We start from the raw sequence: 14,542 nt of genomic DNA, 5'->3' as shown, positions 1-14,542 counted from the left end.
CCTCACCAATTCTGTTGAACGCCGTCGATCACCTTCTTGACTAGCAAATCGAGTGCCTTCTTCCGGCCGTCCTGCTCTCGGCCGGGGTCATAATCGCCCTGGACGGTCTGGTTTCTGCCATCCCAGAGCACCTTGCCGGTCGCCTGATCGACCACCGTGATGTCCACCGAGAGCTCGACCTGCCGGCGGGTCACGTTGACGGTATTCGCGGCGCCGACGGTACTGGGACTGCCGACGTATTGCAGCGGCTCGTCGGGTTGATATCGCGTGATCTTCCCCGTCACCAGGGCGTCGGCCTGATCCTTCGGCGCGGCATGCAAGCCGAGGCGCGATTCGATTGCCTGCTTGACGGCGAGATTGACCGCTTGAGCAAGTGTCGGATCGGCGGTGATGTTGTCGAAGGGCATGACCGCGACGGTCCGGATGTTAGGCGGCAAGCCTCCCCCGGCGAAGCCGAAGGTACAGCCGGCGACTGCCAGCGCGAGGAGGCTACTGATCGTGCGGCGCATTCCAGATGTCGGCGTCAAACGTTGCAGGGTGCGTGACCTTGGTGAAGGTGATGTCGAGCCGCGCTGGCGAGCCCAGGACCTGGAGCCGCGACCGCAGTGGTGTGCCGGTCAGGTCGAACACTGTCGTGACCCGCCCGATCGCCTTGCCGCCCTGCCGGATGTACGCCTCGAACACGCGCGACTTGGTCGTGGTGGCGACGACGTAGTCGATGGTGTCGGCGCCGCGCGCGTATCGCCACGCCGTCGATCGCGGATCCTGATACCCGGCGACACTCCATCCCGCAGACGGCGGTCGCGCGATGCCAAGCATCGCCCAGAACAACGGGTAATTGGGGACCAGCTTCTGGAACTGATCCTGCGGCTGGGCCCAGAGCGCAGTATCGCCGACGACCGCTGCCGCGCCGATGCCGAAGCCGAGCGGACCGCGATAGTCGAGACGCAGCGAATCCGGAAGCGACAGGCGCAGTCCACCGCGCCCCGCAGTGCGGCCGCCGTCACCGGCCTGATCGTAGAAGGTCCAGTGCATCTGCAACTGGGTGCGGGACGACGGCTCCGTTGTCGCAGCCCAGCTGCGCGCGTCGGTCACCGACATCGGCCGCAACCCGGCCGGGACCGGCGCTGACGGAAAGGCGGAGGCGCACGCGGTGAGAAGCGCCAGCGCGGATGGAGCGATGAGTCGGCGCGCAGCGGCGATCGGACGCTTCACCGGTGGATCGACCGGATCACGTCACCTTGCACGATACGCGTCAGCGCCGTGATCGGACCGGTCACCTTGCCGAAGATGGTATAGATCCCGTCGAGATGGGGTTGCGCGCTCAAGTTGATGAACCACTGGCTGCCGCCGGTGTCCGGGCCCGAAAGCGCCATGCCGAGCATCGTGCCGGCGTAGCGCTCACGGTCGATTTCATCGCGAATCGACCATCCGGGGCCACCGTCGCCGGTGCCGGTGCGATCACCGTCCTGGACCACGAAGTTCGGGACGACGCGATGCCACTGATTGCCGTCGAAATAATGGCGGTCGACCAACTGGAGGAAATTCGCGACGGTGAGCGGCGCCTCGTGCGCGAGGAGCTCCACGTCGATGGTGCCGCGACCGGCCACATCGATCGTCACGTGCGGGTCGTCGGAGGCGAGGAGATAGGTGCGCACCACGGCGCGATAGTCAGCGAGCGATCGGTGCGTATCGATCGGCCACTTGTCGCCCCACTGCTCGGCGAGTTCCGGCCAGGTGCGCGCGGCGTCGGCGCGGACGACCGGATCGGCGGGACGTTCGAGAAAGTCGCGCCTTGCGGGATCCTGCATCCGCGTGAGCAGCGCGGAATCCCGGCGCGCCAGTGCGTGCAGATCGGCGACGATCCCGAGACGGACGTCGGTGGCCGCATCGTCATGACTCAAGCGCCAGCACGCCAGCAACGGGTCGATGTCCCCAGCCGCAACGAACGGCCGCAGTGCTGCGACCGCGGCGGCGCGAAGCTGGATGTCGGGAGCGTTGAGTCGTGCGCGTGCCAGCCCGGCGACGGTCGTGTCGCCGCGCACGCTACGCCAGGCGGCGAGGGCGGCGGCCTGAACGCGAGCATCAGGATCGGCGAGCGCGGTACGAAAGACGGCCGGGTTACCGCCGGGAACTGTGGCCCATGCCTGAATTCCAGCCGCACGGTCGCGCCAGTCGGTTCCCGCGATCCACGGCACGACTCGGCGCGCGAAGATGGCCGTATCGACGCGAGCCAGTGCCGTGATTTCCGCGCGTCGTACCGCCCAGACATCGTGCTTGTCCATGAGGAGGTCGAGGGCACGGGCCGCGGCAGCTCCGCGGGTGCTGCCGAGGGCCGATGCCGCGGCCACTCGGACGTTGAGATCCGGATCGCTGAGCAGTGCCGCGATCCGGGCGCTCGTTGCCGAATCTCCGAATGTTGCCAACGACATGACGGCGTTGACCCGGATCCCCGGCTGTTCATCGTCCAGCGCGCGGGTCAGCGCGGGAATCACCGCCGTCGGCGCAAGGCCGGCGCTGTCGGCCAGTTGCCGGGTCAACCACTTGATCGCGGTTTCGCGGATCACCGGGACCTGGTCGCGCGCGGCGGAAATCACGGCGCGCGCTCCTGCAGGAGCACGGATGCGGCCAAGGGTGTACACCGAGCGCCAGCGGAGATCGGACGAGGTATCGGTGGTATAGTGGAGAATCGCCTGCGCCGGAGTCAGCGCGCCGAGGTGCCAACTATCAAGGAGCGCATTGGGGATGAACTGGCCCTGGCGCGCGGGGGTGATGTCCGTCGAACCCGAGAGCACCTGGCCGATAAACCGCGCCGCAGCAGATCCGCCGATCCGTGCCAACGCCGTCGCTGCTTCGCCAACTGCAGCGGCCGTGAGCGTATCGGTGCTGCGCAAGCGAGTGACGATCGCATCAGCCGACGCGGAGTCGCGAATCAGCCCAAGGGCAAAAAAAGTGTTCGCCACGACATCGGGATCGGGATCGACAAGCAACCGCCGGAGGAGCGACGCGCCGCGCCGATCTCCGATCCGCCCTACGGCGAGGACGGCGATGGTGCGGACCGCGGCGTCGGGATCGGTCAGCCCACGAGTCAGGACCTGCGGATCGAAGTCTCGCCGATCCTCCACCTGGAGAAGTGGCGCCATTGCTTCGACCTGGGCGGGGTCCTGGGCGTGAGCGCGCCGGGCCGCCGAGAGCGCCGCGACCATCGCCAGAACGACAGCAAGCCGGAGGCGCATCAGAGTCGCACCGGGTCGGTGATCGGCCGGAGCAGCGCAAAGACCTCGGCTGGAAACCGAGCCAGGCGCAAGGAGTTGTCGAGGACAAAAAGCGCCGTCGAGGCTGTCGCCATCAGGAGGTCCGTCTCGTCGTGTTCAACCGCATAGCCAAAAGTTACCCGCCTCGACTCCGCGGCGCGCACCCACGCCCGGACTCGCACCGGGTCGTCGTACCGAGCCGGCTGCCGGTAGCGGATGCTGAGTTCGGACACCATCAGGCGATAGCCTTGTTCTTCGATCGACCGGTAGGACATGCCGTTGACCCGCAGATGTTCGGTGCGGGCCACGTCGAGCCAGACGATATAGCGCGCGTGGTAGACCACCCCCTGCTGGTCGGTCTCGGAGTAGTCGACCCGCCGGCGGATGGTGGTGATCGTGCCGGGCTCGGTTGCCTGTCGTTCCGTCATCGTCCACCTTTCCGCCGTGATCGTTGACCAGCTCGTGGTAGTTGCCGACGCCCATCTCGGAGTGCACCCCGGCGCGGACGAGGAGGCATTTCTTGCCTTTCTCGATGCGGTGCCGTCAATGGGCGACTCCCTGCTGCTGCTGGGCGACATCTACGACTTCTGGTTCACCTATCGCCGGTTGATCCCGCGGCATTGCATCCGAGTCACCGCGAGAATCGTCGAACTGGCGCGACGGCTGCCGATCCTGATGGTCGGCGGCAATCACGACCGCTGGGGCGACACGTTCTGGGGCGCGGAAACCGGTGTCACGTTCGCGCCGCGGACGCTGCGCTTCGCTGTCGGGAGCAGGACGGTGGTGGCGATTCACGGCGACGGACTCCACGAGGAGCGTCCCGTCGCCGCGATGCTCAACCGCGCACTCGACACCCGCCTCGTCATCGCCGCCTTCAACGCCCTTCCGACGGTCGTCGGATTCCGGATTGCCAAGCGGCTGGGCCACAATCCGGCGTCAGCGGCAGCGCATCCCGAGATCGTCGATGACGCCGCGACGCGCCAACTGGCGTGGGCGAAGCGCGAACTGGCGCGCGACCCCGCGATCGACCTGCTCCTGATGGGACATACCCATCGCCGGGCAACGCTGGAAGCGGCACCAGGACGGTGGTACATGAATCCGGGGCCATGGCTCGAGGAAAAGCGGTATGCAGTGGTCACGCCATCAGACACGACCGGGCACATCTTCGGCTGAAGCCGGCACGCTCTCCAGGTTCACCACCTCGACCGGCGCGGGGCCACCCCCCATGAAGATCGCGCCGACCCGTGCGAAGCGAGCGGCGTCATCCGTGGCGATCCAGCGCTGCACCGGCCGATCTTCCGGCCCCGCGCCGAGATTGCGTTCGTGCAGGACCGCAGCGACCGCTCGCGCGGTTTCGTCACCGCTGTCGATCAGCGCGACGCCGGGTCCCATGATCTGCGCAATCAACGGTTTCAGCATCGGGTAGTGAGTGCAGCCGAGCACGAGGACATCGATCCCGGCCGACTGCAGCGACGCGAGGTATTCCTCCGCGATCATCCGCGTCGCAGGGCGATCGAACCACCCCTCCTCGACAAGCGGCACGAGGAGCGGACACGACTGCTCGAAGACCTCGAGGTCGGTTCGTTCGGCGAGGAGTGCGCGACGATAGGCGCCGGAGGCAATCGTGCCGGCGGTCCCGATCACGCCGACCCGCCCGCTTCGGGTCGCAGCGACCGCTGCGCGCGCGCCTGGTTCGATCACGCCGATCACCGGCACCGGCGATCGCGCCTGCAGATCGGACAGCGCGTGCGCCGTTGCCGTGTTGCAGGCGACAACGACTGCCTTGACCTGCTGCGTCAGGAGCCACGCCAGGATTTCACGGGAATACCGCCGCACGACGTCGGGCGACTTCGGTCCGTACGGAACGCGCGCCGTATCGCCGAGATAGACGGTGGATTCTGCGGGGAGGAGACGGTGCACCGCACGGGCCACGGTGAGCCCGCCGATTCCCGAATCGAAGATCCCGATCGGTGCGTCGCGCATCAGTGCGGCATCGGCATCGTGAAGCCGATCCCGGTGCGACCACCCGGCATCGCGCGCATCTTGAGATCACCGGGAAAATCGATCAGGTGCGCGGAGACATACGCCTCCATCGCGGAGAAGAGATGGTTGAACGCCAGGAGGACGATCCAGTCCTGTCGTTCACCCCGGCGCGATGACGCCGTGAGGGTGTCGGTCCGATCGAGATACTTCAATTCCACCGTGGCCTTCATGGCCATGCCCAGGGCGAGACCTTCAAATCCGATGAAGAGCCCGGCAGTCAGCTTGCGATCGGTCGATGCCTGGCCCCATCCAGGAAGGAGCGCCGACCGCCAGAAATAGTTCATCGGACTCGGCCGGTGATGTACCGAGTCGGTGGGCGCCAGAGTTCCCTGGACAGGCACCTGTGCCGGGAGCGTTGCCGGGACCACCGCGATGAGCGCGGCCGCCAGAAGAGCACGCATCGTCGCAAGATAGGCAGACGGTGCCGGAGCGCCGCTACCTGGCAGCGATCAGTTCGATTTCGACGCGGACACCGCGCGGAAGTCCCCCCACGGCAACGGTGGACCGCGCCGGCCGATGGGTGCCGAAGAAACGCGCGTAGATCTCGTTCATCGCGGTGAACTCCGACATGTCCTGCAGGAAGACCGTCGTCTTCACCACATGGTTGAAATCGAGCCCGGCGGCGGCAAGGACCTGCTTCAGGTTGAGAAAGACCCGCTCGGTCTGCTCGGTGATCCCGCCGGTGACGACTTCCATCGTGGCCGGGTCGAGGGCAATCTGTCCTGCCGTAAAGAGGAATCCGTTCATCACGATGCCCTGCGAGTAGGGCCCGATCGCCTTGGGCGCGTCGGCGGTGGCAATGATCTGCATGGTCGCTCGGAGTTGAGGTGTGGCGCGTGCGTCAGTGCACGCCCCAAAATAGCCGCAGCGCGTTCGCCGTCGTCACCGCGGCGATCTCCTCGACCGCCACGCCCCTGATCTCGGCGAGACGCTCGATCGTGTGCACCAGGAATGCCGGCTCGTTGCGCGCGCCGCGGTGAGGGACCGGCGCGAGGTACGGGGCGTCGGTCTCGACGAGGAGCCGGTCGATCGGGATATCGCGCACGGTCTCGACCTGCGTCCACGACTTGAACGTGATCATTCCGCTGAACGAGAAATACCAGCCGTCGTCGAGTCCTGCCTCGCGCAACGTGCGCCCGCTCGAAAATGAATGGAGGACGACCGTCGCGGAGGGGTGGGCCTGGAGGACGTCGACGACATCGTCGTCGGCCTCGCGCGCGTGAATGACCACCGGCTTCCCGGCGGACCCCGCAAGTGCGAGCTGTTCGGCAAAGACGTGTCGCTGAATATCGCGCGGCGAGTGGTCGTAGTGGTAATCGAGACCGATTTCGCCGACTGCTCGCACGACTGGTGCGGCCCAGGCGCGAACCAGCCGCTCACGAATCTCCGGATTCCAGCTTTGCGCATCGTGGGGGTGACAACCGGTTGCAATCGCCAGATCGGGATGACCGGCCGCCCAGGCGAGTGTGGCATCAAGCTCCGTGAGCTGGCTTTCGATCACGACACCCCGCGTGACGCCTGCCGCCCGCATCCGCTCGACCACGGCGTCCCGATCCGGCGCGAACGCCGGATCGGTGAGATGGCAGTGGGTATCGACCAGCACCGGTCAGACCGGCTGGGTGCGGCCCCTCGTCGAGGTGGTCTTGCCGCCCACCTTGACGCCGCGTCCGTCGACTCCGGGCCACCGGCCTTCGATGATCAGCAGCACCGGCGCAGCGATGAAGACCGACGAGAAGGTGCCGGTGAAGACACCGAAGAACATGACCAGCGCGAACGGACGGATGACCGGGCCGCCGAAGATCGCCAGCGCGCAGAGCGTCGCCAGCGCGGTGGTGTGGGTCAGCACCGATCGTGGCAGCGTCTCGTTGATCGACCGATTCATCACCTCGATGAGGTGGTCACGGCGATTCTTGCGGAGATTCTCGCGAACGCGGTCGAAGATGACGATGGTGTCGTTGAGTGAATACCCGACCATCGACAGCACCGCCGCGACGACGACGAGCGACACTTCGATCCGCATCACCGCGATGAAGCAGATGGTGAGGACGATGTCGTGGAACGTTGCGACGACGGCGGCGAGTCCGAAGCGCCATTCGAACCGGTAGGCGAGATAGGCCAGCACCGCGAAGAACGAGAGGAAGATCGCGAGGAACGCCTTGGTGCGAAGTTCCTTGCCGACCTTGGGGCCGACCGCTTCGGTGTCGTCCACGCGATAGTGCCCCGCGCCCACCACGTTGTCGAGGCCGGTGGAGATCGCCTTGGCGGTGACGTGCGTGTTGTCGGGATCGTTGCCGACCGCGGTGCGCGCGCGGATCACGTACTGCTTCGGTCCGAACGGCGTGATCTCGGGATCGACGAGCGACGCGCGCTCAAGACCGGTGCGGAGATCGGCCTGCGACGGATTCCCCTGCAGGATCGTGACCTGCACCAGCGTGCCGCCAGTGAATTCGACGGAGTAGTTGATCGCCGGCGTCCGGACGATCATCGCGATCACCCCGACGCAAAAGAGGATGATCGTGGCAAAGATCGCGCGGCGACGGAAACCGATGAAGTCGTAGGCAGCGTCTGCGAAGATGCGAACCATGATATCAGATACTCAGCGTTGTAGCCGTGGGCCGGCGCTGCAGCCACAGCAGGAAGAAAGTCTTGGTCACGAACACCGCGGTGACCATCGAGGCCGCGATACCCATGATGAGCGTCACGGCAAATCCCTTGACCGGGCCGGTGCCGAACTGGAAGAGGAAGAGCGCGGTGACGACAGTCGACACGTTGGAATCGACGATGGCGTTCATCGCGTGCTTGAATCCCTCGTCGACGGCCACGCGGACCGAACGACCCGCGATCAATTCTTCGCGGATGCGCTCGAAGATCAGCACGTTGGCATCGACCGCTATGCCGACTGACAGCACCAGACCGGCGAGTCCGGGGAGCGTGAGCGTCGCCTGCACCGCCGCGAGCCCCGCCAGCGTGAAGAGGACGTAGAGTCCCAGCGCCGCTACGGCCAGCACACCAGACCAGCGGTAGTAGCCGACCATGATGATGATGACCATCAGCGTACCGACCAGCCCTGCCACCATGCCGTCGTGGATCGAGTCGGCGCCGAGGGAGGCGCCGACCTGGCGCTCATCGAGGACCTTGAGCGGCACCGGGAGGGCGCCGGCACTCAGGGTAAGCGCCAGATCCTGCGCATCGGCGAGCGAGCGATTGCCGAGTTCGATCTGGCCGTTCTGATTGATCTGGCTTTCGATGACCGGCGGCGGCCCCTGCACCTTGTTGTTCAGCACGATCGCCATGTAGTCGCCGACATGCCGGCCGGTTTCCGCGCCGAAGATCCGTCCGCCCGAACGATCGAGCGTGAAGGTGACGACGCGCTTCTGCGTCAGCGGATCGATCTGCGCTGCCGCATGCGTGAGGTGCGATCCGTCGACAATCGCCTTGTCGGAGAGGGCATACAGCATCCGGTAGCTCTGCGTTCCCACCGAGATGGGGTCCTGCGACCACTTGAACTCCACGCCGCGCGGCCAGAGTCTCTTCACGTCGGGAATGTTCAGCAGGGTATCGACCCGGTTGTATGCCGTTTCGAGGACAGCGTATTCGCCCGGAAGCGCCTGTACACCGATATCGCTGGCCGGATGGATCAGCGAGCTGAGGATCGCCTGCGCCGTCGTGGTGTCGGAGGCCACGGAGTCGGCGTGCGTCTTCTTGCCGCTGTCGGACTTGAGCGTTCCCTTCTTGCTGGTATCCGATCCGAGCAACGCCGCCACGCCACTCGCCTTGGGCGCGGGGCCGGTTCCCTTGATGCCGAGCCGGGTCAGGGCGCGGTCCATCTGGGGAAGTGCGGCGTCGAGCGCGCCGGTTTTGTCGGTCAGGCGGAACTCGAGGAACGCCTGGCTCTGCACGATGCCGATGGCGCGATCGGGTTCGGTAAGTCCGGGGAGCTCAACGACGATCTGATCGTTGCCGAGCTTCTGGATCAACGGCTCTGCGACGCCGAAATCGTCGATGCGCTTGCGGAGCACGATCAGGGCGAGGTCGATGGCGTTCGCGGGATCGGACACCTTCTTGACGGTGGTGTCGAGCCCCAGCGAGAGATGCATCCCGCCTTGCAGATCGAGCCCGTACTTGATCGGCACCTGACGATGCTGCACATCGTGCAGTCCGCCCTGCGCGTCCCGCTGGCGCACGGTGACGTTGCGCGGGATGAGATAGATGATCGATGCCAGGATCAGCAGCCCGATCAGAATCATGCGATTGCGAATCGTCGAAAGCATCGTCACTCAGGCGCCACAAGCGGCGCGTCAAGGTCCACGCGTGCGGCGGCCAGTGCGGCCACGGCATGCAGGCGATCACCCTCCAGCTGCTGCTGGAGCGCCGCCACGCCCTCGAAGCGGCGAATCTCGCGCAGATACGCGACCCATTCCACGCGTACCGCACAGTCGTACAGCTCCCGGTCCAGCCCGAAGAGGTGCGCCTCGAGCAGGCGACCTCCATCATCGAACGTCGGGCGGTGCCCCTGATTCATCATGCCGCCGAATCGTCCGGCGGGCGTCTCCACGACCACCGCATAGACGCCGTCGGGCGGCAGCAGCTTGCGGGCGGGCGCCGCAAGATTGAGCGTCGGAAAGCCGAGGACACGTCCCCGCTTCGCTCCGTGCTGCACCACCCCGCTCAGCGCATAGCGTCGCCCGAGCCACCGCGCGGCACCGCCGAGATCGCCGCCCGCGACGGCCCGCCTGATCACGGTGCTCGACACCGGTACACCGTCGATCGACACCGCGTCCACCACGTCGACGGGAAAGCCCCGCACCTTCCCCAGCGCCCGCAGGGTATCGACATCGCCGGCGCGTCCCCGCCCAAATCCGTGGTCGTGCCCGATCACGAGTTCCTGCATCGCGCATCGTTCCCTGAGGATTCGGTCGACGAACTCCTCCGGGGACTGCGTCGCCATCCGCCGGTCGAAGGCGAGCACCACGACGCGATCGATAGCGCTGGTGGCGACCGCTTCAAGTCGTTCGAGCGCCGTCGTCAATCGCGGCGGCGCCGCCTGCGGATTCACCACGTCGAGCGGATGCGGCTCGAAGGTGACCAGCACGCTTTCCATCCCGCGCCGACGGGCTCGCTCCACTACCGATTCGAGCACGGCATGATGCCCGCGATGCACACCGTCGAAGGTGCCAACCGTTACCACGCTCGCCGAAGCCATCAACCCGGTGCCTCGAACACGACCACCGGATGCCAGATCCCGTCACGCCCGTCCGCCGTGGCGATGAGGCGTCCATCCTCGCCGAGCAGGGCGCCGGTCCCCTGAGCATTCTCGCGCTGGGGGATCGCCCGGCCAAACGAGATCTCGCGCACGGCCGCGGCATCAATCCGTTCCGACGGCAATGCTGGCAGCAGCGCCGCTGCCGGGATCAGATGCGATCGGTTGACCGCCGTCGGCGCGATCGCCTGTTCCACCGAAAAGGGGCCGATCGCCGCGCGCCGCAATGCCGCACAATGCGCCGGGATGCCGCACCGCTCTCCCAGTTCTCGCGCCATCGCCCGCACATAGGTTCCGCGACCAACCACCGCCGCCATGTCGAGATCCGGCGGACTCCACCGTTCGACCGTCACCTCGTGCACCTGCACCGTGACGTCACGGAGGGTCACCGCTTCGCCGCGCCGTGCCAGCACATGGCTCCGCGTGCCGCCGACGTGCTTGGCCGAAAACGCAGGCGGTCGCTGCGACCGCGATCCGACCAGCGACGACGCAGCATCGCACATCGCATCCATCGCGGGCCAGGCATCAGGCGTGGAGGCGGCGATCACCGTGCCGGTGAGATCCTCCGTGTCGGTCGCGCTGCCAAAGCGGACCGTCGCGAGGTACCGCTTGCGGAGTGCCTCGACATAGCGCGCCAGTCGCGTCGCCTTCCCCACCAGCACGATCAGCAGGCCGGTTGCAAACGGATCGAGCGTCCCGGCATGCCCCACAGCACGCGTCCCGAGTGCGCGCCGCACCGCCGCCACGACATCGTGCGACGTCCATCCAGCCGGCTTGTCAATGAGCAAACCACCGATCACCGCATCCTCCTTGATCAGGAGGCCTCCCCATCCCGCTTCAGTCCTGCAAGGAGCTCATTGATCCGGCGCGCGTGCTCCAGGCCGCGATCGAGCACAAAGTGCAGCTCCGGTACCGTGCGCGTCGTCAACGTCTTCGCCACCATCCGCCGCAGGTAGCCGGCCGCGCTCTGCAGTCCGGCGACGGCGGCATCCTTCTCTTCCGGCGTGCCGTGCGGTACGACACGGATCGTGGCATGTCCGAGGTCGCGGGTGACTTCCACGCCGCTGACCGTCACCATCGTTACCCGCGGATCACGCACCTCGCCGCGAAGGAGCGCTTTCGCCAGCGTCGCGCGAACGCTTTCCGCGACCTGTTCCGGCCGCCGTGAGGAACCGTGTCCTGCCATGACGCCTCAACCTTGCGCCGCCGAAGCGGCCAATGTGCGCTTGACTTCCTCGAGCCGGTATGCCTCGATCCGATCGCCAACCTTGACGTCGTTGAAGTTCTCGATCCCGATACCGCACTCGAGGCCTTCCTTGACCTCTTTCGCGTCATCCTTGAAGCGCTTCAGCGAAGAGAAGTTGCCGGCATAGACCTGCGTCCCGTCGCGAATGACACGCGCCTTCGCCGTCCGCTGAATCGTGCCGCTGCGCACGATCGAGCCGGCGATGGTACCGACGCGGCTCACCTTGAACAGTTCGATCACCTCGGCCTCGCCCAGGATCGTTTCCTTCTCCTCGGGCTTGAGGAGACCCTCGAGCGCGTTCTTCACGTCCTCGACCGCTTCGTAGATGATGCGGTAGGTCCGGATGTCGACGCCTTCACGCTCCGCCGCGGCGCGCGCATTGGCGTCGGGACGAACATGGAAGCCGAGGATGATGGCACCCGATGCCTTGGCGAGAAGCACGTCGCTTTCGCTGATCTGCCCCACACCACGCAGGACGATATCGACGCGGACTTCGCTGGTGCCCAGCTGCGCCAGCGCGTCGGCAAGCGCTTCGGCCGGACCGCCCTGGTCGGCCTTGATGATGATCCGCAGCTGCGTGACTGCGCCTTCCTTGAGCGCGCGCGAGATATCTTCGAGCGTGCCACCGCGTGCCGACCGGCGGTTCTGCGCCTCGCGCTCGAGCCGCTGCCGCTTCTGCGCGATGTCACGCGCTTCGTTGGCGTCGGAGACCACAAGGAAGATGTCGCCCGCCGAGGGCACGCCGTCGAAGCCGAGCACCTGGATGGGCATCGACGGACCGACCGCCTTGATCTGCTTGCCGCGTTCGTCGAAAAGGGCGCGCACCCGTCCCGAGAACTTGCCGCAGATGAAGTTGTCGCCGACGTGCAGCGTCCCCTTCTGGACCAGCACGGTGGCGAGCGGCCCCTTGCCGGGATCGAGCGTCGCTTCGATCACCGACCCCTGCGGCTTGGCATCCGGATTTGCCTTGAGTTCCAGGATTTCCGCCTGCAACAGGATCTGCTCGAGCAGTTCCGGAATGCCCTTGCCGGTCTTGGCCGAGATCTCGGCGCTCAGCACGTTGCCGCCGAACTCCTCGAGGACCACGCTGTGCTGCAGCAGGTCCTGCTTGACCTTCATCGGATTGGCGGCCGGAAGATCGATCTTGTTGATCGCGACCACGAGCGGTACGCCCGCGTTGCGCGCGTGTGAAATCGCCTCGATCGTCTGCGGCATCACCTGATCATCGGCGGCCACGACCAGCACGACGATGTCGGTGACCTGCGCGCCACGCGCACGCATCGCGGTAAACGCCTGGTGACCCGGCGTGTCGAGGAAGGTGATCGACTTGTGATTCGGCAACGCGATGTGATATGCGCCGATGTGCTGCGTGATCCCGCCCGCTTCGCCCGCCACGACATTGGCCTTGCGGATATGGTCGAGCAGCGAGGTCTTGCCGTGATCGACGTGACCCATGATCGTGACGACCGGCGGCCGCGGCAGCTGCTCGCCTTCCTCGATTTCCGGCGCCGGTTCGATCTCGGCGTGGTACTCCTCCTCCTTCACCGCCTCGAAACCGAATTCCGATGCGATCAACTCGATCTGGTCGAAGTCGAGCCGCTGGTTGACCGTCACCATCAGGCCGAGTTCCTTGAACGCGAACGCAACGATCTGGTTGGCGGGAACCTTCATCGCCTCGGCGAGCTCGCTCACCGAGATGAACTCGTTGACGCGGATCCGGGTCTTCTCGCGTTCCTTCTCCTCGGCGGCACGCGACGCGATGATCTCGCGGTAGGTCGGCTCGTCGGAGCGGCTCTTCTTGCGAGAGGTTCCGCCCTTCATCCCCTGCAGCGTCTTGAGGATGTTCGCCTGCACCTGATCCTGATCGACGAAGCTCTTCTTCCCCTTGCGCCCCTTCTTGCGGCCACCACCCGGCTGCGCATCGGGGCCGAACTGCCGCGCCGGTGCTCCGCCCGCGGGTGCACCACCAGTGCTGCCACCGCCGCGCTGAGGCGCCGGTGTGCTCGACGAGAAGACCGGCCGTGGACGGCCTCCCGGACCACTACCGCCCGACGGCCCGCGATTACCACCCGGGCCGCCGCGCTGCGGTCCCGATCCCTGCGGCGGACGCTGCACCCGCGGCGGAATGAACGGCCGCGGCGGAGCTCCAGCAGTACCGGTCGGTGTGACCGTCGGACGCGAGGGAGTCGGCGCCGGCCGCGGCGGGGCCTGCGGCCTTGGAGCCGGCGGTTGCACCGGTGCTTCCGCGGCCGGTTCGGCGGACGCTTCGGACGGCGTCTCTTCTTCGACCGGAGCGGGCGGAAGATCCTTGAACAGGAGACGCGCACGCTCGTCGATCGACAGCGCGGGCTTGACCGGGTCGGATTGCGGGATTTCGAGCGCGAGCGGTTCGAGGTCGAACGCCGCCTTCGCCGCCTCCTGCTCGGCTTCCGCGGCCTTGGCCTCCTGCTCGGCCACTTCCGCCGCCGTGCGACGGCGCCGGACCGGCTTTGCCTCGGCCGCGGCAGGTGCCGGTGCGGGCTCGACGGCCTTGCGACGCCCCTTCTTGGGGGCGGGAGCTTCGGCGGCCTTGCGCTTCTCGCGCTCCCAGCGAACCCGGACCGCTGAGACCTGATCCGGCTCGAGCGATGACATGTGGCTCCGCACGAAAATGTTCATTTCGCGCAGCATCCCCATCAGCTGCTCAACCGGAATCGCGAATTCCGCCGCCAGGTCGTGTACTCTACTCTTGACCACTCA

Annotated in this window: 15 protein-coding genes; 1 reads left to right on the top strand and 14 read right to left on the bottom strand. The window is 66.5% G+C overall.

All coding sequences use genetic code 11. The features are described from left to right. Positions 1 to 2 precede the first annotated feature (2 nt). From lptE to VGM20_08500, 4 genes are read right to left on the bottom strand one after another with little or no spacing between them, the layout of a single operon-like run. The gene (lptE, locus tag VGM20_08515) at positions 3 to 509 is read right to left on the bottom strand and encodes an LPS assembly lipoprotein LptE (protein ID HEY4100905.1); all 507 of its coding nucleotides are present in this window, start codon (positions 507 to 509) and stop codon (positions 3 to 5) included. Then, positions 490 to 1,215 (bottom strand): hypothetical protein, encoded by a 726-nt coding sequence (locus VGM20_08510; protein ID HEY4100904.1) that lies wholly within the window; start codon positions 1,213 to 1,215, stop codon positions 490 to 492. The genes lptE and VGM20_08510 overlap by 20 nt, the downstream gene beginning before the upstream one ends. Then, positions 1,212 to 3,236, bottom strand: a complete 2,025-nt coding sequence (locus tag VGM20_08505; protein HEY4100903.1) for a peptidylprolyl isomerase — start codon at positions 3,234 to 3,236, stop codon at positions 1,212 to 1,214. Before VGM20_08505 ends, VGM20_08510 begins: the two co-directional genes overlap by 4 nt. Then, on the bottom strand, positions 3,236 to 3,682 hold the full coding sequence (locus VGM20_08500; protein ID HEY4100902.1) for a thioesterase family protein: 447 nt from the start codon (positions 3,680 to 3,682) through the stop codon (positions 3,236 to 3,238). The genes VGM20_08505 and VGM20_08500 overlap by 1 nt, the downstream gene beginning before the upstream one ends. A gap of 16 nt (positions 3,683 to 3,698) precedes the next feature. Between VGM20_08500 and VGM20_08495 the strand changes: the two genes are divergently transcribed. After that, a complete protein-coding gene (locus tag VGM20_08495; protein ID HEY4100901.1) occupies positions 3,699 to 4,427 on the top strand; it encodes a metallophosphoesterase in 729 nt (242 codons plus the stop codon). On the opposite strand, the gene murI is transcribed toward VGM20_08495, so the two are convergent. From murI to infB, 10 genes are read right to left on the bottom strand one after another with little or no spacing between them, the layout of a single operon-like run. After that, positions 4,398 to 5,237, bottom strand: a complete 840-nt coding sequence (murI, locus tag VGM20_08490; GenBank protein ID HEY4100900.1) for a glutamate racemase — start codon at positions 5,235 to 5,237, stop codon at positions 4,398 to 4,400. The genes VGM20_08495 and murI overlap by 30 nt on opposite strands. Further along, positions 5,237 to 5,698, bottom strand: a complete 462-nt coding sequence (locus VGM20_08485; GenBank protein ID HEY4100899.1) for a hypothetical protein — start codon at positions 5,696 to 5,698, stop codon at positions 5,237 to 5,239. The genes murI and VGM20_08485 overlap by 1 nt, the downstream gene beginning before the upstream one ends. 34 nt (positions 5,699 to 5,732) lie before the next feature. Continuing rightward, on the bottom strand, positions 5,733 to 6,107 hold the full coding sequence (locus VGM20_08480; protein HEY4100898.1) for a RidA family protein: 375 nt from the start codon (positions 6,105 to 6,107) through the stop codon (positions 5,733 to 5,735). 31 nt (positions 6,108 to 6,138) lie between these two features. Further along, positions 6,139 to 6,900 carry a TatD family hydrolase gene (locus VGM20_08475; protein HEY4100897.1) on the bottom strand — a complete coding sequence of 254 codons (762 nt, stop codon included), beginning with the start codon at positions 6,898 to 6,900 and terminating at the stop codon, positions 6,139 to 6,141. A gap of 3 nt (positions 6,901 to 6,903) precedes the next feature. Then, positions 6,904 to 7,881, bottom strand: coding sequence for a protein translocase subunit SecF (gene secF, locus VGM20_08470; protein HEY4100896.1), 978 nt, complete (start codon positions 7,879 to 7,881; stop codon positions 6,904 to 6,906). Positions 7,882 to 7,885: 4 nt separating this feature from the next. Continuing rightward, on the bottom strand, positions 7,886 to 9,568 hold the full coding sequence (secD, locus tag VGM20_08465; GenBank protein ID HEY4100895.1) for a protein translocase subunit SecD: 1,683 nt from the start codon (positions 9,566 to 9,568) through the stop codon (positions 7,886 to 7,888). Positions 9,569 to 9,570: 2 nt separating this feature from the next. Further along, the gene (locus VGM20_08460; GenBank protein ID HEY4100894.1) at positions 9,571 to 10,500 is read right to left on the bottom strand and encodes a bifunctional riboflavin kinase/FAD synthetase; all 930 of its coding nucleotides are present in this window, start codon (positions 10,498 to 10,500) and stop codon (positions 9,571 to 9,573) included. Next, positions 10,500 to 11,357, bottom strand: a complete 858-nt coding sequence (gene truB / locus VGM20_08455; GenBank protein ID HEY4100893.1) for a tRNA pseudouridine(55) synthase TruB — start codon at positions 11,355 to 11,357, stop codon at positions 10,500 to 10,502. The genes VGM20_08460 and truB overlap by 1 nt, the downstream gene beginning before the upstream one ends. 14 nt (positions 11,358 to 11,371) lie before the next feature. Beyond that, entirely contained in the window at positions 11,372 to 11,743 is a 372-nt protein-coding gene (rbfA, locus tag VGM20_08450; protein ID HEY4100892.1) for a 30S ribosome-binding factor RbfA, read from the bottom strand. 6 nt (positions 11,744 to 11,749) lie between these two features. Next, on the bottom strand, positions 11,750 to 14,539 hold the full coding sequence (gene infB / locus VGM20_08445; GenBank protein HEY4100891.1) for a translation initiation factor IF-2: 2,790 nt from the start codon (positions 14,537 to 14,539) through the stop codon (positions 11,750 to 11,752). Positions 14,540 to 14,542 lie beyond the last annotated feature (3 nt).

This window comes from Gemmatimonadales bacterium, assembly GCA_036500345.1.
Taxonomy (GTDB): domain Bacteria; phylum Gemmatimonadota; class Gemmatimonadetes; order Gemmatimonadales; family GWC2-71-9; genus Palsa-1233.
The sequence above is the reverse complement of the archived record's forward strand: the minus strand, read 5'-3'. Positions and strand labels throughout refer to the sequence as shown.